The sequence below is a fragment of the Streptomyces sp. NPDC051211 genome, from assembly GCF_040689505.1.
Lineage (GTDB): Bacteria > Actinomycetota > Actinomycetes > Streptomycetales > Streptomycetaceae > Streptomyces.
In genome coordinates, this window is sequence record NZ_JBFBAV010000026.1 from 1 (window position 1) to 24,713 (window position 24,713).

The 24,713-nt window shown below is 72.4% G+C and carries 27 protein-coding genes, 1 tRNA gene and 1 pseudogene; 11 read left to right on the top strand and 18 right to left on the bottom strand.

Going from position 1 to position 24,713, the window contains the following annotated elements; translation table 11 throughout:
* Window positions 1–366 precede the first annotated feature (366 nt).
* The gene (locus AB0447_RS23480; RefSeq protein ID WP_366478686.1) at window positions 367–972 is read left to right on the top strand and encodes a TetR/AcrR family transcriptional regulator C-terminal domain-containing protein; all 606 of its coding nucleotides are present in this window, start codon (window positions 367–369) and stop codon (window positions 970–972) included.
* On the opposite strand, the gene AB0447_RS23485 is transcribed toward AB0447_RS23480, so the two are convergent.
* Together AB0447_RS23485 and AB0447_RS23490 are read right to left on the bottom strand one after the other, a co-directional pair.
* Entirely contained in the window at window positions 969–2,588 is a 1,620-nt protein-coding gene (locus AB0447_RS23485) for an MDR family MFS transporter (protein ID WP_366478687.1), read from the bottom strand. The genes AB0447_RS23480 and AB0447_RS23485 overlap by 4 nt on opposite strands.
* 38 nt (window positions 2,589–2,626) lie before the next feature.
* Window positions 2,627–3,040, bottom strand: a complete 414-nt coding sequence (locus tag AB0447_RS23490) for a MarR family transcriptional regulator (protein ID WP_366478688.1) — start codon at window positions 3,038–3,040, stop codon at window positions 2,627–2,629.
* 119 nt (window positions 3,041–3,159) lie between these two features.
* On the opposite strand from AB0447_RS23490, the gene AB0447_RS23495 reads away from it, so the two are divergent.
* Entirely contained in the window at window positions 3,160–3,381 is a 222-nt protein-coding gene (locus AB0447_RS23495) for a hypothetical protein (protein WP_366478689.1), read from the top strand.
* A 6-nt stretch (window positions 3,382–3,387) separates the two neighbouring features.
* Here the strand turns inward: AB0447_RS23495 and AB0447_RS23500 are convergent, their stop codons facing one another.
* From AB0447_RS23500 to AB0447_RS23540, 9 genes are all read right to left on the bottom strand, one after another.
* A complete protein-coding gene (locus AB0447_RS23500) occupies window positions 3,388–4,242 on the bottom strand; it encodes a hypothetical protein (protein ID WP_366478690.1) in 855 nt (284 codons plus the stop codon).
* A gap of 52 nt (window positions 4,243–4,294) precedes the next feature.
* Window positions 4,295–5,143: an RNA polymerase sigma factor SigF gene (locus AB0447_RS23505; RefSeq protein ID WP_366478691.1), complete on the bottom strand. Its 849-nt coding sequence runs from the start codon at window positions 5,141–5,143 to the stop codon at window positions 4,295–4,297.
* Window positions 5,144–5,364: 221 nt separating this feature from the next.
* Window positions 5,365–6,213, bottom strand: coding sequence for an RNA polymerase sigma factor SigF (locus AB0447_RS23510; protein ID WP_366478768.1), 849 nt, complete (start codon window positions 6,211–6,213; stop codon window positions 5,365–5,367).
* Between the two features lie 250 nt (window positions 6,214–6,463).
* A complete protein-coding gene (locus AB0447_RS23515; RefSeq protein ID WP_366478692.1) occupies window positions 6,464–6,625 on the bottom strand; it encodes a hypothetical protein in 162 nt (53 codons plus the stop codon).
* A gap of 409 nt (window positions 6,626–7,034) precedes the next feature.
* Window positions 7,035–7,325: a hypothetical protein gene (locus AB0447_RS23520; protein ID WP_366478693.1), complete on the bottom strand. Its 291-nt coding sequence runs from the start codon at window positions 7,323–7,325 to the stop codon at window positions 7,035–7,037.
* Between the two features lie 111 nt (window positions 7,326–7,436).
* Window positions 7,437–7,523: transfer RNA gene (locus tag AB0447_RS23525), tRNA-Ser, on the bottom strand.
* 48 nt (window positions 7,524–7,571) lie between these two features.
* A complete protein-coding gene (gene tadA, locus AB0447_RS23530) occupies window positions 7,572–8,000 on the bottom strand; it encodes a tRNA adenosine(34) deaminase TadA (RefSeq protein WP_366478769.1) in 429 nt (142 codons plus the stop codon).
* Window positions 8,001–8,050: 50 nt separating this feature from the next.
* Complete coding sequence (locus tag AB0447_RS23535) at window positions 8,051–8,596, bottom strand: hypothetical protein (protein ID WP_366478770.1); 546 nt, start codon at window positions 8,594–8,596, stop codon at window positions 8,051–8,053.
* Window positions 8,597–8,810: 214 nt separating this feature from the next.
* The gene (locus AB0447_RS23540) at window positions 8,811–8,996 is read right to left on the bottom strand and encodes a hypothetical protein (RefSeq protein ID WP_366478694.1); all 186 of its coding nucleotides are present in this window, start codon (window positions 8,994–8,996) and stop codon (window positions 8,811–8,813) included.
* Window positions 8,997–9,117: 121 nt separating this feature from the next.
* Between AB0447_RS23540 and upp the strand changes: the two genes are divergently transcribed.
* Window positions 9,118–9,753: a uracil phosphoribosyltransferase gene (upp, locus tag AB0447_RS23545; RefSeq protein ID WP_150208633.1), complete on the top strand. Its 636-nt coding sequence runs from the start codon at window positions 9,118–9,120 to the stop codon at window positions 9,751–9,753.
* A 55-nt stretch (window positions 9,754–9,808) separates the two neighbouring features.
* On the opposite strand, the gene AB0447_RS23550 is transcribed toward upp, so the two are convergent.
* The gene (locus AB0447_RS23550) at window positions 9,809–10,459 is read right to left on the bottom strand and encodes a LytR C-terminal domain-containing protein (RefSeq protein ID WP_366478695.1); all 651 of its coding nucleotides are present in this window, start codon (window positions 10,457–10,459) and stop codon (window positions 9,809–9,811) included.
* A gap of 80 nt (window positions 10,460–10,539) precedes the next feature.
* Window positions 10,540–10,836 carry a type II toxin-antitoxin system VapB family antitoxin gene (locus tag AB0447_RS23555; RefSeq protein WP_099173160.1) on the bottom strand — a complete coding sequence of 99 codons (297 nt, stop codon included), beginning with the start codon at window positions 10,834–10,836 and terminating at the stop codon, window positions 10,540–10,542.
* Window positions 10,837–10,924: 88 nt separating this feature from the next.
* Here AB0447_RS23555 and AB0447_RS23560 point away from each other — a divergent pair, with 88 nt between their 5' ends.
* Entirely contained in the window at window positions 10,925–12,544 is a 1,620-nt protein-coding gene (locus AB0447_RS23560; protein WP_366478696.1) for a helicase HerA-like domain-containing protein, read from the top strand.
* Window positions 12,545–12,553: 9 nt separating this feature from the next.
* Here AB0447_RS23560 and AB0447_RS23565 read toward each other — a convergent pair whose 3' ends face one another.
* A complete protein-coding gene (locus AB0447_RS23565) occupies window positions 12,554–13,039 on the bottom strand; it encodes a cupin domain-containing protein (RefSeq protein WP_366478697.1) in 486 nt (161 codons plus the stop codon).
* Window positions 13,040–13,282: 243 nt separating this feature from the next.
* Window positions 13,283–13,873: an HhH-GPD-type base excision DNA repair protein gene (locus AB0447_RS23570; protein WP_366478698.1), complete on the bottom strand. Its 591-nt coding sequence runs from the start codon at window positions 13,871–13,873 to the stop codon at window positions 13,283–13,285.
* A 97-nt stretch (window positions 13,874–13,970) separates the two neighbouring features.
* Between AB0447_RS23570 and AB0447_RS23575 the strand changes: the two genes are divergently transcribed.
* From AB0447_RS23575 to AB0447_RS23585, 3 genes are all read left to right on the top strand, one after another.
* On the top strand, window positions 13,971–14,792 hold the full coding sequence (locus tag AB0447_RS23575) for a VOC family protein (protein ID WP_366478699.1): 822 nt from the start codon (window positions 13,971–13,973) through the stop codon (window positions 14,790–14,792).
* 85 nt (window positions 14,793–14,877) lie between these two features.
* Window positions 14,878–15,675, top strand: a complete 798-nt coding sequence (locus AB0447_RS23580) for a DUF4097 family beta strand repeat-containing protein (RefSeq protein WP_366478700.1) — start codon at window positions 14,878–14,880, stop codon at window positions 15,673–15,675.
* 18 nt (window positions 15,676–15,693) lie between these two features.
* Window positions 15,694–16,113 (top strand): TOBE domain-containing protein, encoded by a 420-nt coding sequence (locus AB0447_RS23585; RefSeq protein ID WP_366478701.1) that lies wholly within the window; start codon window positions 15,694–15,696, stop codon window positions 16,111–16,113.
* On the opposite strand, the pseudogene AB0447_RS23590 reads toward AB0447_RS23585, so the two are convergent.
* Window positions 16,103–16,204 (bottom strand): annotated as a pseudogene (locus AB0447_RS23590) (molybdopterin-dependent oxidoreductase); the annotation flags it as partial. The gene AB0447_RS23585 and the pseudogene AB0447_RS23590 overlap by 11 nt on opposite strands.
* A 79-nt stretch (window positions 16,205–16,283) precedes the next feature.
* Entirely contained in the window at window positions 16,284–17,303 is a 1,020-nt protein-coding gene (locus AB0447_RS23595; protein WP_366478702.1) for a DUF5937 family protein, read from the bottom strand.
* An 82-nt stretch (window positions 17,304–17,385) separates the two neighbouring features.
* Here AB0447_RS23595 and AB0447_RS23600 point away from each other — a divergent pair, with 82 nt between their 5' ends.
* A complete protein-coding gene (locus AB0447_RS23600; protein ID WP_366478703.1) occupies window positions 17,386–18,615 on the top strand; it encodes an MFS transporter in 1,230 nt (409 codons plus the stop codon).
* Window positions 18,616–18,735: 120 nt separating this feature from the next.
* Here the strand turns inward: AB0447_RS23600 and AB0447_RS23605 are convergent, their stop codons facing one another.
* Window positions 18,736–22,347, bottom strand: coding sequence for a BTAD domain-containing putative transcriptional regulator (locus AB0447_RS23605; protein ID WP_366478704.1), 3,612 nt, complete (start codon window positions 22,345–22,347; stop codon window positions 18,736–18,738).
* A gap of 176 nt (window positions 22,348–22,523) precedes the next feature.
* Between AB0447_RS23605 and AB0447_RS23610 the strand changes: the two genes are divergently transcribed.
* From AB0447_RS23610 to AB0447_RS23620, 3 genes are all read left to right on the top strand, one after another.
* Complete coding sequence (locus tag AB0447_RS23610) at window positions 22,524–23,537, top strand: NADP-dependent oxidoreductase (RefSeq protein WP_366478705.1); 1,014 nt, start codon at window positions 22,524–22,526, stop codon at window positions 23,535–23,537.
* Complete coding sequence (locus AB0447_RS23615; RefSeq protein ID WP_366478706.1) at window positions 23,537–24,190, top strand: NAD(P)H oxidoreductase; 654 nt, start codon at window positions 23,537–23,539, stop codon at window positions 24,188–24,190. Before AB0447_RS23610 ends, AB0447_RS23615 begins: the two co-directional genes overlap by 1 nt.
* Before the next feature lie 123 nt (window positions 24,191–24,313).
* Window positions 24,314–24,703 carry an SHOCT domain-containing protein gene (locus AB0447_RS23620; protein ID WP_366478707.1) on the top strand — a complete coding sequence of 130 codons (390 nt, stop codon included), beginning with the start codon at window positions 24,314–24,316 and terminating at the stop codon, window positions 24,701–24,703.
* Window positions 24,704–24,713: the final 10 nt, after the last annotated feature.

The following is a 24,713-nucleotide window of genomic DNA, read 5'->3' on the forward strand; positions in this document are numbered from 1 at the left end:
CCGGGCCGCTGGGACGCGAAGACGGCGCCTGCCCCCGGCCCCCCGGGGCGGGTGCGCGGGCTGCGCCCGGCACCCGCCTTCCGGGGCTCCGCCCCCGCGCCCCCGCCTTCCGGGGCTCCGCCCCCGGCACCCGCCTTCCGGGGCTCCGCCCCCGCGCCCCCGCGCCTCAAACGCCGGCGAGGCTGAAAATGCCGGGCTGAGAATGCCTCCGGCCGGGACCCGCGCCTCAAAGCCGGCGAGGTTGAAGGCCCCGGCCGGGCTGAGTGTGGTGGGAACGGGCCCTGGAACCGGGTAGGAACGCTCTAGCATGAAGGGGGCGCACCGGGCATACCGGGCTGGACGTCGGGCGCCTCAGGAGGGTGCCCCATGGTGACTTCGGCCGAACCCGCGCGCACCAGTGTCTGGCTGGCCGTCAGGCCGGTCGGCGGGCGGCGGCGCGGTGGAGCGGTGCCGTCCGGGCTGGACCGGGAGCGGATCACCGGTGCGGCCGTGCAGCTGCTGGACGCCGAGGGGCTCGGCGGGTTCTCCATGCGGCGGCTGGCCGGGCAGCTCGGGGTGACGGCGATGTCCCTGTACTGGTACGTCGACACCAAGCACGACCTGTTGGAGCTCGCCCTGGACCGGGTGATGGGTGAACTGTCCATGTCGAGCAAGGGCGCGGACTGGGGCGCACGCCTGCGGGAGCTTGCCTGTGGCTACCGGCGGGTGCTGGCCGGACATCCCTGGGCCCGGCAACTCGCCGCCGAGTACCCCAACATCGGGCCGCACGCGCGGGCCTTCGACACCGCGCTGTTGCGGACGCTGGAGAGCGCCGGCCTGGTGGAACCCGCCAGGGCCGGCGCTCATCTTGCCGTCGTGCAGTTCCTCCAGGGCTGTGGTGGGACCGTCCGGCGGGCGTCCGAAGAGGACTTCGAGGTTGCGGTGGATGTGCTCGTCGCCGGGATCGAGGCGAATGCCGGGGGGAGGGTTTAGGGGGTGGTGTTCGGGGAGGTCGTGGGGGTCTCGGGGGTCGGGCGGGACTTCAGGGCGACCTCCTTGATGAACACCACCAGCAGCAGCGCGGCCAGGGCGGTCGGCGCCGCGTACAGGAAGACGTCGCCGACGCCGTGCCCGTACGCCGACTCGACCACCTCGCGGAACGGCGCGGGCAGCTTGTCGAGGTCGGGGATGCCGCCCCCGCCGGTGCCGCCGTGGCCCAGTGCCGCAGCCTTCGGGCCGAGGGCGGTCAGGCCGTCCTCGACGTAGCCGGAGACCCGGTGGGCCATCAGCGCGCCCAGTGCCGAGACGCCCATCGCGCCGCCGAGCGAGCGGAAGAAGGTGACCACCGAGCTGGCCGCGCCCAGGTCTTCCGGGGCCACCTGGTTCTGGGTGGCGAGGACCAGGTTCTGCATCATCATGCCGAGACCGAGACCGGTGAGCGCCATGAAGACCGCGATGTGCCAGTACTCGGTGTCGTACCGGAGGGTGCCGAGGAGGCCGAGGCCGGCCGTGAGGAGCACGGCGCCGGACACCAGCCAGGCCTTCCACCTTCCGGTCTTGGTGATGATCTGGCCGGAGACCGTGGAGGAGACGAACAGGCCGCCGATCATCGGGATCGTCAGGATGCCGGACATGGTCGGCGACTCGTTGCGGGCCAGCTGGAAATACTGGCTGAAGAACACCGTGCCGGAGAACATGGCCACGCCCACGAAGAGCGAGGCGGCCGAGGCCAGCGTGATGGTCGGGTTGCGGAACAGGCGCAGCGGGATGATCGGGTCGCTCGCCCGGGATTCGGCCAGGACGAAGAGAACGCCGAGCAACAGCGCGCCGCCGGTCATGGCCCAGGTCTGCCAGGACACCCAGTCGTACGAGTCGCCGGCCTGGGTCACCCAGATGAGGAGCAGGGACACGGACGCGCTGATCAGGAATGCGCCGAGCCAGTCGACCTTGACCTCGCGCCGTACCACCGGCAGCCGGAGGGTGCGCTGCAACACGATCAGGGCGATCACCGCGAAGGGCACGCCGACGTAGAAGCACCAGCGCCAGCCCATCCAGTCGGTGTCGGTGATGACTCCGCCGAGCAGCGGGCCGCCGACCGTGGCCACGGCGAAGACGGCGCCGAGGTAGCCGCTGTACCGGCCGCGCTCCCGGGGGGAGATCATCGCGGCCATCACGATCTGCGCGAGGGCGGACAGGCCGCCGACGCCGATGCCCTGGACCACGCGGCAGGCGATGAGGGTGCCGGTGTTCTGGGACAGGCCCGCGACCACCGACCCCAGGACGTAGATCACCAGGGAGATCTGGACCAGCAGCTTCTTGCTGAACAGGTCGGCCAGCTTCCCCCAGAGCGGGGTGCTGGCGGTCATGGACAGCAGCGCGGCGGTGACCACCCAGGTGTAGGAGGACTGGGTGCCGCCGAGGTCGGTGATGTTCTGCGGGAGGGCGTTCGAGACGATCGTGGACGACAGGATCGCCACGAACATGCCGAGCATCAGTCCGGACAGGGCCTTCATGATCTGCGGGTGGGTCATGGGGGTGCCGTCGGGCGGGGTGGGCGCGGTCTCCGGTCGGCCGTCGCCCCGCACACCGGTGGGTGTGGTCGTGGCCATGTGTGTCCTTCGGTGGTCAGACGGTGGTCAGAGTGTGGTCAGAAGCTCGATCGGAGTCGGGCCAGCAGGGTGTTCAGGGCGGCGATGTCCTCGGTGGACCAGTCGGCCAGCGCCCGCTCCAGTGCGGCCGTGTACCGGGCTGCGATGTCGGCGAGGAGCCGGCTGCCCGCCGGGGTGAGGCGGAGGATCCGGCAGCGGCCGTCGCCCGGGTCGGTCTCCCGGTCGATCCAGCCGCGCTCGGCGACGTGGGCCACGTGCCGGCTGGTCACGGAGATGTCGACGGCGAGCAGCTCGGACAGCCGGCTGAGCCGCATCTCGCCGTGCCGGTCGAGCACGGTGAGGACGGCGGCGGGGCCGGGCGGGCAGTCGGCGGGAAGGTTGCGGGCGAGATCGCGCTTGACCGCGCCGATGCCGGTGAGCCGGCGGGCCAGCTCCTCGTAGTGGCTCGGCACGGAGCACCCTCCCCATCTTGTTGCTTAGAGCAACCATAAAAGCGGATGGTTGCTACAGGCAAATGAATCTGGGGGGAGGGGCGGTAAAGGAAAGGGAAAACCCGCTAGGGTCCGTGTCCATGGCTGCACACAGCAACTCACAGGGCCCCGAGGGAAACTACGACCCCGCGGGCAGCACGCAGATGTTCCGAGCCTTCGTGGACGAGGGCGAGCCGGCCCGTCCGGGGGCGGCCGCCGGTCACCGCCAGCAGGCTTCCGGTTCGAAGTCCCTGGTCTGGCTGGGCCTCGGCTTCGGCCTGGTGCTCGTGATCGGTGCGGTGGCCTGGCTCGCCCTGCGCTGACGCCCGCTAGCGCCAGGTCGCGGTGACCTGCTGGGTCTCGATGTGCATGCCCAGCGGGACCCGCCAGGCGTCGACGCACACCGTGTAGGTGCGCGTCTGCGACGTGCCGCCCGCGATCGGTGCGGGCAGCGGCTGGCTGCTGGTGATGGTGGCCCAGTCGATGCCGAGTGCGCCGATGATGTGGGTGGCGAAGGTCACCGTGCCCGAACGCGCCGCGGTGGTCCCGGTGTTGGTGAAGCGCACCGTGACCTTCTCGCACCAGCGGTCGGCCGTCGCCGTGCGGACCGGGGTGCCGAGGAGCAGCTTGGCCGGGGTGGCCGGGGCGGTGGTGCCCGGCTTGGTGGGCGAGGTGGTGGGCGGGGCGGGTGTGGCCGGTGGGCTGGGTGTGCCCGGTCTGCCGGGAGTGGCCGGCGGCGCCGTGGCGCCCGGGGTGCCCGGGGTGCCCGGGTCCCCCGGGGTAGCCGGGGCTGTCGTGCCCGTGTCCGTGTCCGAGCCGCCCGAGCCTCCGGTGCCTCCGGTGCCGCCCGCACCCGGGCCTTCGGAGCCCGTGCCGGTGCCCGGCGGGGTTCCGGGTGTGGCGGAGCCGGGTCGCGGAGACGGGTTCGCCGGGTCGGCCGACGTACTCGAGGTACCGGATGTGTCCGACGGGCCGGACGGGCCGGACGGCGCGGGGGACAGTGCCTGGAACTCCACCGGTCCCTTGGGCGGCACGGTCTCGCCCCAGGCCCGCTCCGGGCCGGCTCCCGCCGCGCCCACGGCCACGTAGCCGTCACGCGCCGGACCGCCACAGCCGGTCAGGACGGCTGCGGCGGCCAGACACCCAGTGAGCGCAGTCAGCGCGGTCAGCGCTCCCCTTCGCATCGCGCCAGTGTTGCTGACGCTACGTCAAATGACCAGAGGAGTACGCCGGTTGCTACTCGCCGATGAGGCCCTGCCGGAGCTGCGCCAGGGTGCGGGTCAGCAGCCGGGAGACGTGCATCTGGGAGATGCCGACCTCCTCGCCGATCTGCGACTGGGTCATGTTGGCGAAGAAGCGCAGCATGATGATCTGCCGTTCCCGGGGCGGGAGTTTGGCCAGCAGCGGCTTGAGCGACTCGCGGTACTCCACCCCCTCCAGCGCGCTGTCCTCGTAGCCGAGCCGGTCCGCGAGGGAGCCCTCGCCGCCCTCGTCCTCCGGGGAGGGCGAGTCGAGCGAGGAGGCGGTGTACGCGTTGCCGACCGCGAGCCCGTCGACCACGTCCTCCTCGGACACGCCCAGTACGGCGGCCAGTTCGGGCACGGTCGGCGAGCGGTCCAGTTTCTGGGCGAGCTCGTCGCTGGCCTTGGTCAGGGCCAGGCGCAGCTCCTGGAGCCGGCGCGGGACCCGGACGGACCAGGAAGTGTCCCGAAAGAATCGTTTGATCTCGCCCACGACGGTCGGCATCGCGAACGTCGGGAACTCCACGCCCCGTTCGCAGTCGAACCGGTCGATCGCCTTGATCAGCCCGATCGTGCCGACCTGGACGATGTCCTCCATCGGCTCGTTGCGGCTGCGGAACCGGGCCGCGGCGTACCGCACCAGCGGCAGGTTCAGCTCGATCAGGGTGTCGCGCACGTAGGCCCGTTCCGGGCTGTCCGCGTCCAGGGTGGCGAGTCGCTGGAAGAGGGAGCGGGAGAGGGTGCGGGTGTCGATGGCTTCCGAGCGGTCAGACGCTGCAGGTGCCGCCGGAGCCTCGCTCTTGACGAGCGTGAGCACCTTGGAGCTGCCCTGGTCTACGGACATGCCACCCCCTTGAGGTCGCGGACGGTCGCGTCGGGCGCGCCCGTCGGAGGAACGCAGCCTCCACCTGAATACCGGAGGCGGGGCTGCGGCAAACGCGGTTCCAGCAGAATGTCACATGTCGGCAACACGCTGTAGCGCCAAGTCGACATATCACTGCAGCGACAGACCGGAATGAGCCCGTTCTGTCGGGAAACGAGCGGAGCGATCTCCACTCGTTCCGGTTACGCCTCGATCCTGTTTGCGGATCGGAGTCGAGCGAAGCTCCGCGCCAGCAGCCGGGAGACGTGCATCTGCGAGACCCCGAGCTCCGCGCTGATCTGCGACTGCGTCAGATTGCTGTAGTAGCGCAGGAGCAGGATCCGCTGCTCGCGCTCGGGCAGTTGTACGAGCAGATGGCGGACCAGGTCCCGGTGTTCGACCCCGGCCAGCTCCGGGTCCTCGTATCCCAGCCGGTCGAGCAGGCCGGGCATCCCGTCGCCCTCCTGGGCGGCCTCCAGCGAGGTGGCGTGGTAGGAGCGTCCGGCCTCGATGCAGGACAGCACCTCGTCCTCGCCGATGCGCAGCCGCTCGGCGATCTCCGCGGTGGTGGGGATCCGCCCGTGCAGGGTGGTGAGGTCCTCGGTGGCCGCGTTCACCTGCACCCACAGCTCGTGCAGCCGGCGGGGCACGTGGACGGTGCGGACGTTGTCGCGGAAGTACCGCTTGATCTCGCCCACCACGGTCGGCATCGCGAAGGTCGGGAACTGCACCCCGCGGTCCGGGTCGAACCGGTCGATCGCGTTGATCAGCCCGATCGTGCCGACCTGGACCACGTCCTCCATGGGCTCGTTGCGGCTGCGGAAGCGGGCGGCCGCGTAGCGGACGAGCGGGAGGTTGGCCTCGATCAGGGCCCCGCGGACCCGGTTATGTTCGCTGGTGCCCGGTTCCAGGCCCTTCAGCTGCCCGAAGAGGACCTGGGTGAGGGCGCGGGTGTCGGCACCCCGGCTCTGCGGCCGGGCGGCCACAGGAGGCTCTTCGGGCGGCTCCTGCTGGGGTGGCACCTGAGGCGCAGTACTGGCCGGCACGGTCACGCCACCCCTATCGATGTCCACTCGGTCGACTCGACCGAGTCGTCCGTCTCATCCGTCAAAAGCGGTCATAGCATCACAAGACATGTGCACTGTGTGCAAGCACCGTATATCGCCGTGTTGAGGGCAAGTTGGACAATTGGCGGCTATCGTCGGGCTGGTGTCGGCGCAGAAGTGCGGCGGATACACAGAAAGCCCTCCACCGCTCGGGGTGAAGGGCCGGTATGTCCCGAATTGGGATCAGCGTACGGGTTCAGTTCACCAGTTCGGTCATGAACTCGCCGATTCCCTTGGCGGCATCCGATATGCCCTGAAAACCGATCTCCACCATCTCGGCGGCGCGCTTCGGCTGGGTGATGATGACGAACAGGACGAACACGGTCAGGGCGCCCGTGATGAGCTTTTTGGTGTCCACGAGCGGTTTCGGCCTCCCCTGCCGGTCCTGCGGAACTCGGGTGAGTCTAACCGGTCGGGTTCGGACACTCACCAGGTCTTTAGGGACCAACGACCCGCCATGAGGGGCCGTTCGCCGCGGGATCCGCGGCCGGGAGGAGCGCAGGATTGTTCGTGAGCCCTCCGGTTCTGGCAGGAAACCGGAGGGTGAGGGACGGGACCTCACTGCGGGGTCCGAGCCGCAAGCTTCCCCCTGACTGCGGCTCGGGCCGACGGGTTCCCTCCTCGTCGGGGGAAGCGGCTTGTCCCCCCGATGCCGCTTTCCCCGTCCCCGCGTGCGAAGGCCCCGACCCCGGTCGGGGCCTTCTGCGTGCCGTGCGTGCCGTGCGTGCCGTGAGCCGTGCGTGCCGTTGAGCCGTGCAGGGCGGGTGCTACCCCAGGCCGCCCGCCAGGCCGAGCACCGGCTGCAGGGGGTCGATGACGGGCGACAGGTGGTTCGGCAGGTTCATCAGTTCGCCGAGCTGGTTCACCCCGGTGCTCACCTTCCCGCCGATCTCCTGTACCGAGGCGGGCTGGGCGTCGGCCGGCATGCCGGGGGCCGCCTGCGGCAGGTCCGGGAGGGTCAGGGGAGCCACCGGCAGGGCGGAGGCGGACGGGGCGGCGAGGCCCGTGGCGGCCCCCGCGAGGGCGATGGCGGCGAGCATGCGCTGGGTCTTGGTCATGCCGTGACAACGGCCGAGCGCGCGGCCGGTCACGCGGCGGCCGGACACCGCTCACCGGTGCGGAGTACGACGAGAGCCCCGACCCTTGCGGGGCGGGGCTCTCGATCAGAGCGGTAGCGGTGGGATTTGAACCCACGGAGGAGTTGCCCCCTCACACGCTTTCGAGGCGTGCTCCTTCGGCCGCTCGGACACGCTACCGAGAGAGAGCTTAGCCCACGCAGGCCCGTGCGCCGAAATCCGTATGCGTCACAGCGCGCGGAAGAAGTCCGTCAGCTGTTCCGCGCACTCCTCGGCCAGCACTCCGCGGATCACCTCGGGCCGGTGGTTGAGCCTGCGGTCCCGTACGAGGTCCCAGAGCGACCCGGCCGCGCCCGCCTTCTCGTCGTCCGCGCCGTAGACGACCCGCGCGACGCGGGACTGCACCAGGGCGCCCGCGCACATCACGCACGGCTCGAGGGTGACCACCAGGGTGCATCCCGGCAGCCGCCACTCGCCGAGCTCCGCCGCGGCCCGCCGGATGGCCAGCACCTCTGCGTGCGCGGTGGGATCCCCCGTGGCCTCACGCTCGTTGTACCCGGTGGCCAGGACCCTGCCCTCGGGGCCGAGCACGACGGCGCCGACCGGTACGTCACCGGCCGGCACCGCCCGGGCGGCCTCCGCCAGCGCCAGGCGCATGGCGTCCCGCCACGGATCCCGCAGGGGATCGGGGTCGTGCAGATCGCTCACTAGCGGACGGTCTCCAGCACATCGGTGGCGCCGAGCGCGTCCGCGAGCTCGCCGAGTGCGTCCTCCTCGAGGGCGAGCAGCTGCTTGCGGCTCACTCCGAGGTCGGCGAGCAGGTCGAGGTCACCGAGCGGCCCCACCGGGGCCGGGTCGGCACCGGGCCGCGCCTCACTGTCGTCTGGGTCCTCCTCCTCGTAGGCGGCGACCGCCTCCTCCTCGCCGTCCTCGGTACCGTCGAGGTCCAGCTCGTCGAGTTCGTCGTCGTCCTCGTCGCGGCCCAACAGCTCGTCGGTGAGCATCGAGCCGTACGAGCTGCGGGCGGCAGACGCGGCATTGGAGACGAAGATCCGCGGATCGTCCTCACCGTCGACCCGGACGACGCCGAACCAGCCGTCCTCCTGCTCGATGAAGGCGACCACCGTGTCGTCGTCGACCGCGGCGGCGCGGGCGAGATCGGTCAGATCCGTCAGCGACTCGACGTCGTCGAGTTCCATGTCGCTCGCTTCCCACCCGTCTTCGGTGCGCGCGAGCAGTGCGGCGAAGTACACCGTGACTCTCCCACTGGTCATAGGCGTGATGCCGGTTGGAGGTCCCCCCGGCCGGAGGTTGGGGGTGGAACGGCCGTCGTGCGTGCCGTTTCGTGCCCCGCCCCATCGGCATCGTGGCAGAAACAGCGGCTTTGCGAGAGGTCTTCCGCGCTTGCGTCGTGCCGCGCCGCGCGCCGGGTGTGCTGCTCGGGGGGTTGCGCGGCCGTGGTACGGCTCACCAGCGGAACGTACGCATCCGCATCTGTTGGCGCATCCGGGCGGCCCGGGCGCGCCGCGGCTGGACTCGGTCGCGCAGCTCGCGGGCCTCGTGCAGCTCGCGCAGGAACTGCGCGCGGCGCGCTCGGCGCTGCGCCGTCGTCTCTGGTTCCTCTTCTTCCCGGATCGGCTGCTCGTCTGCCATCGGCCACCATCCCAGGCTGGTCCGTCGTCCTCCTCCGCGTCGCGAAGCAGACCCCCCTGCCCCAGCTTCCCCCGGACAGCCGCATTGATGCCAGAGCCTTCGGCGCGGTTACTGTGGGGTTATGCGGATCCACGTCGTCGACCACCCGCTGGTGGCGCACAAACTGACCACCCTGCGCGACAAGCGCACCGATTCCCCGACCTTCCGGCGGCTCGCCGACGAGCTGGTGACCCTGCTCGCGTACGAGGCCACCCGGGACGTGCGCACCGAGCAGGCCGACATCGAGACCCCGGTCGGCCCGACCACCGGGGTGAAGATGTCCCATCCGCGCCCGCTGGTGGTGCCGATCCTGCGGGCCGGCCTGGGCATGCTCGACGGCATGGTGCGGCTGCTGCCGACCGCCGAGGTGGGCTTCATGGGCATGGTGCGCAACGAGGAGACCCTGGAGGCCTCCACGTACGCCACGCGCATGCCGGAGGACCTCTCGGGCCGCCAGGTGTACGTCGTCGACCCGATGCTGGCCACCGGCGGCACCCTGGTCGCGGCGATCCAGGAGCTGATCAAGCGCGGTGCCGACGATGTCACGGCCGTGGTGCTGCTGGCCGCGCCCGAGGGCATCGAGGTCATGGAGCGCGACCTGGCCGGCCAGCCGGTGACCGTGGTCACCGCCTCCGTCGACGAGCGGCTCAACGAGCACGGCTACATCGTGCCGGGGCTGGGCGACGCGGGCGACCGCATGTACGGCGCGGCCGAGTAGCTCGGTACCTCCGAGTGGCTCGGCACTTCCGAGTGGCTCGGTATCTCCGAGCGGCTCAGCACTTCGCGGAGGGCGCGGGCGCGGGATTGGCCAGGACGGCCAGTGCCTTGTCGGCGTCCTCCTTGGTGCTCAGCGCCTTGAAGGCGTCGCCCAGGATCAGGTCGATGTCCGCGCTCTCGCGGGCGTCGGTCTGCTGGGTGGTGCCGGCCAGCTGGGTGCCGAGCACCGAGTAGGCCGCCTTGTCGGTCCGGGGGGAGCCCAGCAGTATCCCGGCGCCGGGCACCTTCTTGTCGAAGTCGGCGGGCGCGTTGCCCACCTTGCCGATGACGAAGCCGCGTTTGCGCAGCTCGTCGCCGACGGCCTTGGCCAGGCCGGAGCGCGGGGTGGCGTTGTAGACGTTGACCGTGATCTGTCCGGGCTTGGGCAGTGCCACGGCCGGGGCCTTGGAGACGGCGGCGGGCGCCGCCGGCTTCCCCTGCTTGTCCTGGACGCAGTCCGTGCCGGTGCCGGCGGCCGTCTTCTTTTCGTCACCGCGGAACACGTCGACGAGCTGCAGCGTGCCGTAACCGAGCAGGCCGAGCGCCACGACGGCACCGAGGACGGCGAGCACGATCCGACGGCGGCGCCGGGGACGGGACATGCGGGGGTAAGCGGCTCCCGTTACGCGGTACTTTCCGCCCATGCCGGGGGGAGTGAGCATGCTCATGTGCGGCAGCGTAGTGCGGCCCGGTGAGGATGCCTACTAAATGATCTGTTGATAGTGCAGACCAGACCCGAAAGGCGCAATCAGCCCAGTTCGAGAACGCGCGCGTGCAGTACCTGGCGCTGTTGCAGCGCGGCGCGGACGGCGCGGTGCAGCCCGTCCTCCAGGTAGAGATCGCCCTGCCATTTCACGACGTGCGCGAAAAGATCGCCGTAGAAGGTCGAGTCCTCGGCGAGCAGCGTCTCGAGGTCCAGCTGGCCCTTGGTGGTCACCAGCTGGTCGAGCCGGACCGGGCGCGGCGCGACGTCCGCCCACTGCCGGGTGGTTTCCCTGCCGTGGTCGGGGTACGGCCGCCCGTTTCCGATGCGCTTGAAGATCACACGGAAAGCCTACCGGGCCGGTGCCCGGGGGCGCAGCCTCGCGACGTTGGTGCAAAGGTGTCAAACAGGGCTATTTCGGGAGTGAGAGATGAGCGACAGCACCGCCGCGGGCTCTTCGGGCACCCCGGGGACCCCACCGGCCCCGGCCGAAGCGATCGCCGCCGGCTACGCCTTCGACGGACCGGCCCTCGACCTGGGTGCGCTGCTCTGGGACGGGGCCTGCCTGCCGGAATTCCAGATCCGCATCCCGCTGTCGATGCTGAACCGGCACGGCCTCGTCGCGGGGGCCACCGGCACCGGCAAGACCAAGACGCTCCAGCTCATCGCCGAGCAGCTGTCGGAGAACGGGGTGCCGGTCTTCCTCGCCGACGTCAAGGGCGACGTATCGGGAATCTCGGCGCCGGGCGTCCCCAGCGAGAGGATCGGGGAGCGGGCGAAAGAGGTCGCGCAGGAGTGGGAGGCGAACGGATATCCCAGCGAGTTCTACTCACTCGGCGGTATCGGTCCGGGAATTCCGGTGCGGGCCACCGTCACGAGTTTCGGCCCGGTCCTCCTGTCCAAGGTGCTGCAGCTCAATCAGACACAGGAGCAGTCGCTCGGACTCATCTTCCACTACGCCGATTCCAAGGGCCTCGAACTCATCGACCTGAAGGATCTCCGGGCGGTCGTCGCATTTCTCGTCTCGGACCGCGGAAAGCCGGAACTCAAGGGGATCGGCGGGCTGTCGACGGTCACGGCGGGCGTGATTCTCCGGGCCCTCACCGCATTCGAGCAGCAGGGTGCTTCGGAGTTCTTCGGCGAGCCAGAGTTCGACTCCGGCGAATTCCTGCGGACGGCGGCGGACGGCCGCGGGACGGTCTCCGTACTGGAGCTCCCGGCGGTGCAGGACAAGCCGCAGCTCTTCTCGACCTTCCTGATGTGGCTGCTGGCCGACCTCTACAACGACCTTCCCGAGGTCGGCGACTTGGAGCAGCCCAAGCTGGTGTTCTTCTTCGACGAGGCGCACCTGCTGTTCAACGGCGCGTCGAAGGCGTTCCGGGAGTCGATCACCCAGACGGTCCGGCTGATCCGGTCGAAGGGCGTCGGCGTGTTCTTCGTGACCCAGACGCCGAAGGACGTTCCGTCGGACGTGCTGGGGCAGCTCGGCAACCGGGTGCAGCACGCGCTGCGGGCCTTCACGCCGGACGACGCGAAGGCGTTGAAGGCCACGGTGAGGACGTTCCCCAATTCGGAGTACGACCTGGAGGAACTGCTCACCCGGCTGGGGACCGGCGAGGCGGTGATCACGGTGCTGAGCGAGGACGGTGCGCCGACCCCGGTGGCGGCGACCCGGCTGCGGGCACCGCGGTCCCTGATGGGACCCGTCGAGGCGGGCGCACTGGAGCGGGCGGTCAAGTCCTCGCTCCTGTGGTCCCGTTACGCCGAGCCGGTCGACCGGGAGTCGGCGTACGAGAAGATCAGTGCGGAACAGGCGGCCGCGGAGTCCGCGGCGGAGGCGGCGGCAGCGGCTGCGGGGGCGGAGAAGGGGGCGGAGAAGGGGGCGGAGAAGGCGAAGCCGGCGGAGAAGGCGGCGCCCAAGCCGGACCCGTCCCTGGTCGAACAGGTGGTCGGCAGTGGCCTGTTCCGCTCGCTCGCCCGCTCCGTCGGCACCCAGCTGGGCCGCGAGATCTCCCGCTCGATCTTCGGCACGGCCCGGCGGCGCCGCTGAACCCTGCCCCTAGCGGGTGCGGGCCGCCCAGGCAGAGCTCTCGGCGTAGTGGTTGTCGTACACCGGGGAGGAGTCCTTGATGTCCTGGACGGTGGCCTCGCCCGCGTTGACCCGGCCGAGCAGGCGGTAGTAGTCGAAGCGCTCCATGCCGGGGGTGAAGCCGACGAGCACCTGGGCGGTGGATCCGGCGGCGGGCGCGAAGGCGTGCTTGGTGCCGGGGGGCACGGCCAGGAAGTCGCCCGTGCCGAGGGTGGTGATCTCGTCGCCGACGAGGACGTCGAGCCGGCCCTCGGTGACGAAGAAGAACTCGGTGGCCCGGGTGTGGAAGTGGACGGGCGCGCCGGCCGCGCCCTCGTCGAAGGTGGCCGTGTTGCAGGTCAGGCCGGGCTGGTCGGCGAGCAGGGTGATGAGGCTGCCGGGGCCGTCGTAGATGGCTTCGGCGGTGGCCGCGCGGGTGAGGAGGGGCTGGGCTGCGGGGGTCGTCTGCGCGTTCATGTGATCAATCTATGCGAGGGAGTGACCGGGTGGGAGTGTCATTTGGCTGCGCGCAATCCCGGTCAATTTCGGGGCGTGGGCGGCGGCGCGTGGGAGTGCGGGCCGTGGGCTTGTGCGGGCCTGTTGCCGGGGGCGCTGCCCCCGGACCCCCGCGCCTCAAATGCCGGCGGGGCTGGGGAGGCGGGGGCGGGGGTGACCCGGCGGGGCGGGGAGTGAACCGGCGGGCCGGGTGTTGGAGAGCGGTCAGGTTTTGGCGGCCTTGGCTGCTGCCTTTGCCGCCTGTTTGTAGGCCCGGACCTTCGCCAGGGACTCCGGGCCGGTGATGTCCGCCGCCGAGCGGTACACGCCGGCCGGGCCGTAGCCGCCGGCCGCCTCGCGCCACCCCTTGGGGCGCACGCCCATCCGCTTGCCCAGCAGGGCCAGGAAGATCTGGGCCTTCTGCTCCCCGAAGCCCGGCAGGTCCTTCAGCCGGCGCAGCAGCTCCGCCCCGGTCCCCGCGTCCGCCCAGACCGCCGCCGCGTCGCCGTCGTAGTGCTCGACCAGGTACGCGCACAGCTGCTGCACCCGCTTCGCCATCGACCCGGGGTACCGGTGCACGGCCGGCTTGTCCGAGAGGAGCGCGGCGAAGGCCTCCGGGTCGTACGCGGCGATGGTGTGGGCGTCCAGGTCGTCGGAGCCCAGCCGCTGGGCGATGGTCCAGGGGCCGGTGAACGCCCACTCCATCGGTACCTGCTGGTCCAGCAGCATGCCGACCAGCGCGGCGAGCGGGCTGCGGCCCAGCAGTTCGTCCGCCTCCGGCTGCTGGGCGAGCCGGAAGGTGTTGTCCGTGTCCATGCCTCCAGCGTGCCCCGCCACCGCGCTCCCCGCGCGATTGTCGGACCCCCGGCCTAGCGTGGGAACCGAGCGCACACCCGACAGGAGTGGATCGATCATGACTGACTTCCCCGAGGGCGCCCCGTGCTGGGCCGACGCCATGTTCAACGACGTGGAGGGCGCCAAGGCCTTCTACGGAGACGTACTGGGCTGGACCTTCGGTGAGGCTTCCACCGAGTTCGGCAACTACACGCAGGCGTTCTCCGACGGAAAGGCCGTCGCGGCCGTCGTCCCGCCCATGCCGGGCGGCGAGGACATGCCCTCCGCCTGGTGCCTCTACCTCGCCTCGTCCGACGTGGCCGCCACGGCCGAGAAGGTGAAGGCGGCGGGCGGCAACCTCCTGATGGAGCCGATGCAGGTCGGCACCTTCGGCTCGATGGCGCTGGCGCAGGAGCCCAGCGGCGCGATCTTCGGCATCTGGCAGCCGGGTGACCACAAGGGCTTCGAGAAGATGGGCGAGAACGGCTCCTACGCCTGGGCGGAGGTGTTCACCCGCGAGCCGGACAAGGCCGACGCCTTCCTCAAGAAGGTCTTCCCGTACCAGGCGCAGACGATGGAGCCGGGTGACGACCCCGAGACGGCCGGGATGGACTTCAAGGTATTCAGCGTCGGCGACAAGGGGAACCCGGTGCTCGGCCGGATGAAGATGGGGGAGGAGTTCCCGCCGGAGGTCCCGTCCTACATCCAGCTGTACTTCACCGTCCCGGACTGCGACGCGGCGGTGGAGAAGGCCAAGGCCCGTGGCGGCATGCTGCACTTCGGCCCGATGGACAGCCCGTTCGGCCGCTTCGCGGCGCTCGCCGACCCGCAGGGCGCGGCCTTCGCGGTCATCGACATGTCCAAGACCGTCGGGGAGATGCCGCAGATGAGTGACGCGTAAGACCTCCGGAACGGGGGTTAACCCCAGGGTGGTTCGGGGTCCAGCACCATCGGATCCGGGCGGCTGTCTGCCCAGAATGGCGGGCATGGCCTTTTACCGCACCGTCCGTGCCGCCCGTACTGCCCGTACTGCCCGTGCTGTCCGCCCTGCCGCCGTCGCCGCAACGGTCGCCGCCGTTGCGGCGGGGCTGCTGGTCACCACCGGCTGCGGCATGGTCGAGAAGCGGAAGACGAGCACCGCCGACGCCACGGTCACGGAGCCCGTGACGGCGGTCGAACTGGAGGACACCGGGTCCGGATCCGTCACCGTCACGCCCGGGGACGGCGCGGGCGTGACGATCCACCGCACGGTGCGCTACCGGGGCGACCGCGAGCCCGAGCCGGGCCAGAAGGTGTCCGGCGGGGTGCTCACCTTCAGCGACGGCGGCTGCGACGACAACTGCTCCATCGACTACGAACTCAAGGTGCCGGCCTCGGCGACGGTGAAGCTGGACAGCGGCAGCGGGGACCTCGAGGTGACCGGCGTCGCGGCGGCCGACCTGCACACCAGGTCCGGGGACGTGAAGGCGGACCGGATCGCCGGCCCGCTGACCGTACGCACCTCCTCCGGCGACATCACCGGTACGGCCCTGGGCGCGCCGACCGTCCAGGCCGAGTCGAGCTCCGGGGACATGACCCTGGGGTTCGCGAAGGCGCCCCGGTCGGTCGCGACCGAGGCGAGCTCCGGCGATCTGAAGCTGCGGGTGCCGGGCGGCCCGTACCGGGTCGACGTGTCCACCTCGTCCGGCGACCGCGAGGTCTCGGTGCCGACGGATCCGTCCGCGACACCCCGCCTCACGGTCAGGAGTTCCTCGGGGGACGTGCGTATCCTGTCCGCCCCCTGACAACAAGAGGAACGTTTCATGAGCCTGAGCATTCGCAATCAGCTCGCCGGAACCGTCACCGCCGTCACCACCGGTGAGGCCATGGCCGTCGTCAAGGTCCGGCTGGAGGGCGGCCAGGACATCGTCGCCGCCATCACCGCCGAGGCCGTCAAGGACCTCGGCATCACGGCCGGTTCCGCCGTCACGGCGCTGGTCAAGGCCACCGAGGTGGCCGTGGCCACCGGTCCCGTCGACGGGATCTCCATCCGCAACCAGCTGGCCGGCACCGTCGCCGATGTCGCCGCCGGCCCGGCCATGGCCTCCGTCAAGGTGGACGTGGCCGGAGGCGGGCTCACCGCCGCCATCACCGCCGACGCCGTCGATGCGCTCGGCCTGGCCGCCGGCAACTCCGTCGTCGCCCTGATCAAGGCGACCGAGATCTCCCTCGCTACGGTCTGACCATCGCGCCGAACCACACGTGCGTGACCGCACTGACGTAGCGGGCCCCGCACCGGTCCGAAGGGACCACCAGCCGGGTCCCCGCCTCATCGCCTTCCCGGGGCCCTGCGAGCTTCCCGGGGCCGTGCGGCTTTTCCCGGGGCCGTGCGGCCTTCCCGGGAGGCGGACCGCTACCCGGGCTGGGTGATCGGCTCCGGCTGCAGTCCCAGCAGGGCGTCGGCGATGGCCGTACGCGCGTACAGGACCGACCGGCCGCTGCGGTGCGCGGTGACCAGGCGGGCGTCGCGCAGGGCGGTCAGGTGCTGGGAGACCCCGGCGGCGGACAGGCCGCAGAGCCGGGCGAGCCGGGTGGTGGAGGCGGGCGTGTCCAGTTCGGCCAGCAGCAGCGCGCGCGAGCGGCCGAGCACGGCGGCCACCGCCTCGGTGGCTCCGGTCCCCCGGGGCTCCCACAGACTCCCGATCCCGCGCGCCGGATAGGCGAGTTGCGGGACCTCGGGCAGGGCGATCCGGGTCAGCACCCGGGGCCAGGCGAACGCCGTGGGCACCAGCAGCAGGCCGGATCCCGCCTGGTCCCGGCTGAGCGTGCAGTGCCGGCGCAGCAGGGTCAGCGTGCCGTCGTCCCAACGGACCGTCTCGTGGAGCTCGTTGAGGACGTGCGCGGCTCCGTGCTCGGCGACCTGGCGGGCCCGGTGGAAGACGTCCGCCTCCAGGAGCCGGCGGATCCGCGCCCAGTACGGGGCAAGGGCGAGCTCCCAGTAGGCCTCGATCTCCTCGGTGACCTTGGCCAGGGCCTGTTCGGGGGCCTCGTGCAGCAGCCGGAGCCGGGCGGAGGGCGGCCGGGAGTCGCGCATGCGGTTGTCGGCCAGCAGGTCCAGATCCGCCCGGACCCGGTCCGGCCGGCTCCGCCGGATCTGCTCGAGCTCGGCGGCGAGTTCGGGAAACGGGCTGGCGGCGGCCGGGTTGAGGAAGTCGGCCAGGTAGCCGTGGGCCGGGACCAGTTCGGCGAGCCAGCCGCGGTCCAGGCCGGCGGCGGCCACCCTGGGCCACACCTGGGCGGTCCAGCGGTGGTGCACCGGGGATTCGGCCGGATCGCGGAGCAGCCGGTAGCTGGTCACCACCTCCCACATGGGCGAGACGGCGAACCGCGTCTGCGCCAGGTCCGTGGCGGAGAAACTCAGCTCGGACTCCATGTCGGCCCCCTCCACGCGGCGTTGGATTCGGTCTCAGCTTAATCAATCGGCGCCGAGGGTGTGCGGGCCGCAGTCTCCTCGCATGCCCTCCACCTTCCGCGGACTCCCGCCCACCGTCTGGACCGTCTTCGCCGGCACCGTGATCAACCGCCTCGGCTACATGGTCACGCCCTTCCTCGTCTTCTTCCTGGCCGCCCGCGGGGTCACCGGCACCGAGACCTCGTACGTCCTCGGTGCCCTGGGTGCGGGCAACCTGCTCGGCCCGGCGGTCGGCGGGCTGCTGGCGGACCGGATCGGGCGCCGCCCGACGATGCTGATCGGGCTGCTCGGCTCGGCGGCCGCGCAGGGCGCGCTGTTCGCGGCTCCGGGCGTCGCCACCATGGCCGCCGCGGCGCTGCTGGTCAGCGCGGCCGGCGCGATGGTGAGCCCGGCGGCGTACGCGCTGATGGCGGACACGGTGGACCCGGAGCGCCGGCAGCGGGCGTACGCGCTGCTCGGCTGGGGGGTGAACATCGGCACGGCGGTCGCCGGCGTGCTGGGAGGCTTCCTGGCCGCGCAGGGCTACTGGCTGCTGTTCGCCGTGGACGCGACCACGATGGTCGTGTACGCGGTCGTGGTCGCGACCCGGCTGCGGGAGCCGGCCCGCCCGGTGGCGGTGGCGGCCTCGCAGTCGGGGGCGGGGGCGAAGGCGGGCTCGCGGTCGCCTGCGGCGGGGGCGGGCTACGGCGTGGTGGTCCGCGACCGGCTGCTGCTGGTGCTGCTGGCCGTCTTCGGGGTCCAGCTCTTCGTCTACTCGCTCACCGAGGTCGCCCTCCCGATGGCCATCCACGACAGCGGGCTCTCCCCGGCCGTCTACGGGGCGATGGCGGCGGTCAACGCGGCCCTGGTGGTCCTGCTCCAGCCGTTCGCGACGGCCCGGCTGGCGCACCTGCCGCAGCTCCCGGTACAGAGCGCGGCCGGCGCGCTGGTCGCTCTCGGAGTGGCCCTGACCGGCCTGGCGGACGGCGTCCTGGGCTTCGCCTTCTCGGTGGTCGTCTGGTCCCTCGGCGAGGTCGTGGGCGCCGGAATCGCCGCGGCCACCATCGCCAACCTGGCCCCGGCCCACGCCCGCGGCCGCTACCAGGGTGCCTTCAGCTGGGCCTGGGGCCTGTCCCGCTTCGCCGCCCTCACCCTCGGCGTCACCCTCTACACCTCCGTCGGCCCGGCGGCCCTGTGGTGGACCGCCCTGGCCCTCGGCGCGCTGTGCTCGGCGGCAACGCTCGCCCTGGCGGGCCGGGTGACCCGCCGGACGGCACACGCCCTGGCGGCCTGACGCCGCCGCACTGAACCCCGGGCGCTCGGGGCGGTTCGCAACGGCCTTCCGGCCCTGTGGACCCCGGGCACCCGGTGCATCGCCCGGCCGGCCGGCCCCGCCACAGGGGAGCGGGGCCGGTCAGCCGGGCTCGATCCCGTCGGGGGACTGCTCGCGGCCGCGCGCGAACGCGGCCGCGAACGCCGGCTCGCCCAGGGCCGTACGGGCGCGGCCGGCCGCGCGGTCCGTGTCCGTGCGCTCCCCCGGGGGCAGCGGGGTGCCGACCGAGTCGCGCAGGGCGGCGGCGGTGCCCAGCAGGGACGCGGCCCGTTCGGGCCGGCCGGCCACCGCATGGGCGCCCGCCAGACCCTCCAGCGCGAGCGCGAGCGCCCGGGGGTCGCCGGTCCGGCGGGCAGCGGCCAGGCCCTCCCGGTGCAGGGCCAGCGCGCGCTCCGCATCACCGCGCTGCTCGGCGGCGTACCCGAGCTGCGCGAGGATCAGGGCGGCGCCGGAGTCGACGCCGAGGCGCCGGTTCCACTCCAGCCAGGGCAGCAACAGTGCCTCCGCCGCCTCCAGTTCGCCGCGCCGCCGGGCCCCGAGGGCCAGGCCGGTCTCCGCGAACTGCTGCGCGGGACCGTGCGCCTGCTCGACCGCCAGCTTCCGGGCCCGCTCGTGGAACTCCGTGGCCTGCGCGTCGTCACCGGTCAGCAGCGCGAGCCGGCCCAGCCGGGCCAGCCCGAAGGAGGCGCTGGTCCAGAGCCGGAGCTCCTCCGCGTCCCGTACGCCGTCCCGGTGCAGCCGGGCCGCTGCCTCGTAGTCCCCGGCGATCTCGGCGAGGATGCCGAGCTGCTCGGCGGTCAGCAGATCGCCCCAGCGGTCCCCGAGCCCGGCGAACAGGGCAGCGCCGCCCTCGGCGTACCGGCGCAGGCCCGGCAGGTCCCCCTGGTACAGGGCGCGGGTGGCGCGGACCCCGAGCGTGGCGGCCTCGCCCCAGCGGTCGCCGAGCGCCTTGAACTCCGCGCCCAGCGCCGCCAGCGCCGCGGCATCCGCCTCCAGCTCGGACGGGCCGACGAAGCCGCAGCGGGCGAAGAGGAGCAGCCAGCGGGCGTGCGGGTCCGCGCCGGTGATGTCCTGGTCGGCCGGTACGTCCTGCCCGGTGAGCAGCGCACACGCGGCGCGCCGGACCCGGGCCGAGGCGTGGTCCGGCCCCTGACCGGGGGCGTGCGGGCCGTCCGGGGAGTCCGGGCCGTCGGGGCTGTGCCGGGCCAGGGCGAGGTCCAGCGACCGGACCGCCTCGCCGATCCGGCCGCGCAGATGCCAGTACCAGGTCAGGGAGTTGACCAGGCGCAGCCCGAACGGTCCGGCGTCCAGGGCGGCCCGCAGGTTCAGGGACTCGGTGTCGAGGCGGTGCAGCCACTGCCGCTGCTCCCGTCCGCGCAGCAAGGGCTCGGCCTGCTCGGCGAGTTCGGTGAAGTACAGGGCGTGCCGGTGCCGGATGTCCGGGGCCGTGCCCGTCTCGTCGAGCCGTTCCCGGCTGTAGGCGAGTACGGACTCCAGCATCCGGTAGCGGGTGCCCTCCGCAGGGACAGCCGCAGCGCCCGGCACGCCCGGGGCGCCCGGGGCGCCCGGCATGATCGGCACGCCCGGGACGCTCGGTACGACCAGGGAGCGGTCCACGAGCCGGGTGAGCAGGTCGAGCACCTCGTCCGCGGATATGCCGTCCCCCGCGCACACCGACTCCGCCGACTCCAGGGTGAACCCGCCCGCGAACACGGAGAGCCGCCCGAGCAGGATGCGCTCGGGCGGGGTCAGCAGCTCCCAGCTCCAGTCGATCATGGCGCGCAGGGTGCGCTGCCGGGCCGGGGCGTCCCGGCGTACCTGGTTGAGCAGCCGGAACCGGTCGTGCAGCCGCTCGGCCAGGGCGTGCACGCCGAGCGCCCGGACCCGGGTGGCGGCCAGTTCGAGCGCGAGCGGGATGCCGTCGAGCCGGCGGCAGATCAGGGCGACGGCCTCGGTGTTCCCCGGCTCGAGGACGAAACCGGGGGCGCCGGCGGCGGCCCGGGCGGCGAACAGCTCCATGGCCTCGGCATCGGCGAGCGGGGCCACCGCCTCCAGGACCTCGCCGGACAGGGCCAGCGGCTCCTGGCTGGTGGCGAGGACGTGCAGCCCGGGGGCCCGGCTCAGAAGCCGGCCGACGAGCGCGGCGAGCGGTTCGACGAGCTGCTCGCAGTTGTCGAGGACGAGCAGCAGCCGACGCGCCGCCAGCGCACCGGCCAGCCGGTCCTCGGGCGCGCGCCCGTCGCTCCCCTCGCGCCCGCCGGAACCCTCGTACCCCTCGTACCCCTCGTACCCCTCGCGCCCTTCCGGCCCGTCACCGTCCGCGCCGTCGCGGATGCCGAGGGCGGCTGCCACGGCGTCCACCGCCTCGGCGTCGGTTCCGATCCCGGCGAGCTCGACGAACCAGACGCCGTCGGGGAACACCTCCGCGCGGTGCTCGGCCAGCCGGGATGCCGCCGCCAGCGCGAGCCGGGTCTTGCCGACCCCGCCGGGCCCGGTGAGGGTGACCAGCCGACCCGCCTCGGCCAGCCCGCACACCCGGTCGGCCGCGTCCTGCCGCCCGACCAGCGAACTGACGGGCGCGGGCAGGTTCGTACGGGTCCACTGCCGGGAGGCGCCGGATGGTCCGCCGGCGGACGTGGCGGGCACGGCGGACGGGGCCGAGGCGAGCGCGGGAGCTGAGGCCGGAGCCGGAGCCGGGGACAGGGTCGAAGCCAGTGCGGGAGCCGAGGCCGGAGCCGAGGCCGGAGCCGAGGCCAGGGCCGGAGCCGGGTCCAGGGCCGAGGCCGGAGCCGGGTCCAGGGCCGAGGCCGGAGCCGGGGCCAGGCCCGAGGCCAGAGCCAAAGCCGGGGCCAAGCCCGGAGCCGGAGCCGGAGCCTGGGCCAGGCTCGGGGCCAGAGCCCGCCCCGGCGCCAGGGCCGGCCGGGCCAGGCCCGGCTCCAGTGCCAAGGCCGGGTCCTGGCGGAGGATCGCCTCGTGCAGCGCGGCGAGTTCCGGCCCGGGGTCGATGCCCAGCTCCTCCGCGAACCGCTCCCGCAGCTCGCGGTACACGGTGAGCGCCTCGCTCTGCCGGCCGGACCGGTAGAGCGCCCGCATGAGAACGGCCGACAGCCGCTGCCGCAGCGGATTCCGCCCCACCAGCGCCGCCAACTCGTCTGCCAGCAAGGCATGTTCGCCGAACGCGAGGCGCAGCTCCGCGCACTCCTCCCACGCCGTGAGCCGCTGCTCCGCCAGCCCGGCGACGGCCGCCTGCGCGAAGCCGGCATCGCGCTGGTCGGCGTACGCATCCTCCCCACGCCACAGCCCTAGGGCCTCCGACAGCAGCGAGACCCGTGCCGCCGGGTCGGACTGCTGCCGGGCCCGGGCCGTGAGCGCCGCGAACCGGCCCGCGTCCACCGCCTCCTCGGACACCTGCAGCGCATAGCCGGCCGGACCGAACTCCACCAGGGCGCGGGCCGCGGGGTCCGCCTTGGCGAGGGCCCGGCGCAGCTGGGAGACCTTGGTCTGCAGGGTGTTGGCGGGATTGCCGGGTACGGCGTCGCCCCACAGGTCGTCGATCAGCCGGTCCGCCGGCACCGGCCGGCCGCGGTGCACCAGCAGATCGGCCAGCAGGGCCCGGACCTTGGCCTCGGGCACGGGGACGGGAGTTCCGTCGTCGGTTCGGACGGTGACCGGTCCCAGCACCTCGAAACGCATGTGATCACGCTAACCGGTGGCCGCACGGCCGTGCCGGGCGGTCGTGTCGGGCGGTCGTGTCGGCGGCCGTGTCGGCGGCCGTGCGCGGACCGTCAGCGGTTCGTGCGCGGCCCCCCGCATCGTGATGTCCGTGACCACGACCGGTCACCCCGACCATTCCCCGGAGGCCAACTCCCATGTCCCTAACGTCCCGTGAGATCCAGCTCGCCGCCCGTCCCGTCGGCGCGCCCGGCCCGCAGCACTTCGCCCTGGTGAGCACCGAACTCCCCGAGCCCGCCGAGGGCCAGATCCTCGTCCGGAACACGTGGATGTCCGTCGACCCCTACATGCGCGGCCGGATGGACGACGCCCCCTCCTACATCCCGCCGTTCGCGCTCGGTACCGCCCTGGAGGGCAGCGCGGTCGGCGAGGTGATCGCCTCCCGCGCCGAGTCCGTGCCGGTCGGCTCGACCGTCTCGCACTTCCTCGGCTGGCGCGAGTACGCCGTCCTGGACGCGGCCACGGCCACCGTCGTCGACCCGGCGCTCGCCCCGCCGGCCGCCTACCTGGGCGCCCTCGGCACCACCGGCCTGACCGCCTACGCCGCACTCACCCGCACCGCGCCGGTCCGGGAGGGCGATGTCGTCTTCGTCTCCGCGGCGGCCGGGGCGGTCGGCAGCGTGGCTGGCCAGCTGGCCCGCAAGCTGGGCGCCTCCCGGGTGATCGGGTCGGCCGGCGGCCCGGAGAAGACCAAGAAGCTCCTCGACGTGTTCGGTTACGACGCCGCCGTCGACTACCGCGCCGGCGGCCTCGACGAGCAGCTCGCGCAGGCCGCACCCGACGGCGTCGACGTCTACCTGGACGCGGTCGGCGGCGACCACCTGCGCGCGGCCATCGGCACCATCCGGCCCGGCGGGCGGATCGCCATGGTCGGGGCGATCAGCGGCTACAACGCCACCGCGCCGGTGCCGGGCCCGGACAACCTCTTCCGGGCCGCCGCCCAGGAGGCGACCCTCCGGGGCATGCTCGTCAGCAGCCACTTCGACCTCTTCCCGGAGTGGATCGGCAAGGCGGCGGGCTGGCTGGCGGACGGCAGCCTGCGCACCGAGCAGACCGTCGTCGAGGGCATCGAGCGGGCGCCGGAGGCCTTCCTCGGCCTGCTGCGCGGCGCCAACACCGGCAAGATGCTGGTCCGGCTGGGTGACCGCTGATGCTGCACACGGACGCACACACGGACGCACACACGGACGCGCACACGTCCACGCAGACGCAGGTTCCGGCTCGAGCCCTGCTGGTGGTGGCCCACCCCCGGACCGATTCACTGACCGCCCAGCTCGCCGCCCGGTCCCGGGACCGGCTCGTGCGCGAGGGCTTCGAGGTGGACGTCCTCGACCTCCACGAGGAGGGCTTCGACCCCCGCATGAGCCCGGTGGACGAGCCGGACTGGGCCGACCGCGAGAAGCCGTACTCCCCCGAGGTCCACGCCCACATGCGAAGGATCGAGGAGGCCGACGCGCTCGTGGTGGTCTTCCCGCTGTGGTGGTTCGGGCCCCCGGCCATCCTGAAGGGCTGGATCGACCGGGTCTGGAACCACGGGTTCGCGTACGGCCGGAGCAAGCCCCGGCTGGCCGGCAAACGGATGGTGTGGATCAGCCTGGTCAGCTACACGGAAGAACAGTTCACCGAGCTGGGCTGGGACCAGGTCGTCGCCCGTACCTTCCGGGAGGGGATCTCCGGCTTCTGCGGCATCGAGGACGCGGCGGTCCACTTCGTGTACGACTCCCTGCAGGCGGGGGAGCAGGCCCTGGCGGTGGCCGCCGGCCCGGCACTCGACGGACTCGCCCCCGCTCGGGAAGGGAGCTGACGGGGCCACCCGGGTCACCCGGCCGGCCGCACTCCGAAGGCGCGCCCGTTGAGCCGACGGTATGACTGGAATCGGTCCGGACGCACGAGTCCGGCCTGGCCGGCGAACGGAGCCGAACACACCATGGACGACTACCCGCTGCTCAACCTCTTCTGGACGATGCTGTGGCTGTTCCTGTGGGTGATGTGGTTCTTCCTGCTCTTCAAGGTCGTCACGGACATCTTCCGCGACCACAGCCTGCACGGCTGGGGCAAGGCCGGCTGGCTGGTCCTCGTCCTGCTGCTGCCCTACATCGGCGTCCTCATCTACCTCGTCGCCCGCGGGCGCAGCATGGCCGAGCGGGAGGCGAAGCAGATCAAGCAATCGGAAGAGGCCTTCCGGGAGTACGTCCGCAAGTCCGCCGGTACCGGCGGCAGTTCGGCGGAGGAGCTGAGCAAGCTTTCCACGCTGAAGGACAAGGGCGACATCACGCAGGAGGAGTTCGAACGGGCCAAGGCCAAGATCCTGGCCTGACCCTCGTGCC

Bases quoted from the DNA above. Each gene is read 5' to 3' on its own strand.
- AB0447_RS23480 (WP_366478686.1), top strand. From the start codon at position 367: ATGGTGACTTCGGCCGAACCCGCGCGCACCAGTGTCTGGCTGGCCGTC.
- AB0447_RS23485 (WP_366478687.1), bottom strand. From the start codon at position 2,588: ATGGCCACGACCACACCCACCGGTGTGCGGGGCGACGGCCGACCGGAG.
- AB0447_RS23495 (WP_366478689.1), top strand. From the start codon at position 3,160: ATGGCTGCACACAGCAACTCACAGGGCCCCGAGGGAAACTACGACCCC.
- AB0447_RS23500 (WP_366478690.1), bottom strand. From the start codon at position 4,242: ATGCGAAGGGGAGCGCTGACCGCGCTGACTGCGCTCACTGGGTGTCTG.
- AB0447_RS23505 (WP_366478691.1), bottom strand. From the start codon at position 5,143: ATGTCCGTAGACCAGGGCAGCTCCAAGGTGCTCACGCTCGTCAAGAGC.
- AB0447_RS23520 (WP_366478693.1), bottom strand. From the start codon at position 7,325: ATGACCAAGACCCAGCGCATGCTCGCCGCCATCGCCCTCGCGGGGGCC.
- tadA (WP_366478769.1), bottom strand. From the start codon at position 8,000: ATGCGCCTGGCGCTGGCGGAGGCCGCCCGGGCGGTGCCGGCCGGTGAC.
- AB0447_RS23540 (WP_366478694.1), bottom strand. From the start codon at position 8,996: ATGGCAGACGAGCAGCCGATCCGGGAAGAAGAGGAACCAGAGACGACG.
- upp (WP_150208633.1), top strand. From the start codon at position 9,118: ATGCGGATCCACGTCGTCGACCACCCGCTGGTGGCGCACAAACTGACC.
- AB0447_RS23550 (WP_366478695.1), bottom strand. From the start codon at position 10,459: ATGAGCATGCTCACTCCCCCCGGCATGGGCGGAAAGTACCGCGTAACG.
- AB0447_RS23560 (WP_366478696.1), top strand. From the start codon at position 10,925: ATGAGCGACAGCACCGCCGCGGGCTCTTCGGGCACCCCGGGGACCCCA.
- AB0447_RS23565 (WP_366478697.1), bottom strand. From the start codon at position 13,039: ATGAACGCGCAGACGACCCCCGCAGCCCAGCCCCTCCTCACCCGCGCG.
- AB0447_RS23570 (WP_366478698.1), bottom strand. From the start codon at position 13,873: ATGGACACGGACAACACCTTCCGGCTCGCCCAGCAGCCGGAGGCGGAC.
- AB0447_RS23575 (WP_366478699.1), top strand. From the start codon at position 13,971: ATGACTGACTTCCCCGAGGGCGCCCCGTGCTGGGCCGACGCCATGTTC.
- AB0447_RS23580 (WP_366478700.1), top strand. From the start codon at position 14,878: ATGGCCTTTTACCGCACCGTCCGTGCCGCCCGTACTGCCCGTACTGCC.
- AB0447_RS23585 (WP_366478701.1), top strand. From the start codon at position 15,694: ATGAGCCTGAGCATTCGCAATCAGCTCGCCGGAACCGTCACCGCCGTC.
- AB0447_RS23595 (WP_366478702.1), bottom strand. From the start codon at position 17,303: ATGGAGTCCGAGCTGAGTTTCTCCGCCACGGACCTGGCGCAGACGCGG.
- AB0447_RS23600 (WP_366478703.1), top strand. From the start codon at position 17,386: ATGCCCTCCACCTTCCGCGGACTCCCGCCCACCGTCTGGACCGTCTTC.
- AB0447_RS23605 (WP_366478704.1), bottom strand. From the start codon at position 22,347: ATGCGTTTCGAGGTGCTGGGACCGGTCACCGTCCGAACCGACGACGGA.
- AB0447_RS23610 (WP_366478705.1), top strand. From the start codon at position 22,524: ATGTCCCTAACGTCCCGTGAGATCCAGCTCGCCGCCCGTCCCGTCGGC.
- AB0447_RS23615 (WP_366478706.1), top strand. From the start codon at position 23,537: ATGCTGCACACGGACGCACACACGGACGCACACACGGACGCGCACACG.
- AB0447_RS23620 (WP_366478707.1), top strand. From the start codon at position 24,314: ATGGACGACTACCCGCTGCTCAACCTCTTCTGGACGATGCTGTGGCTG.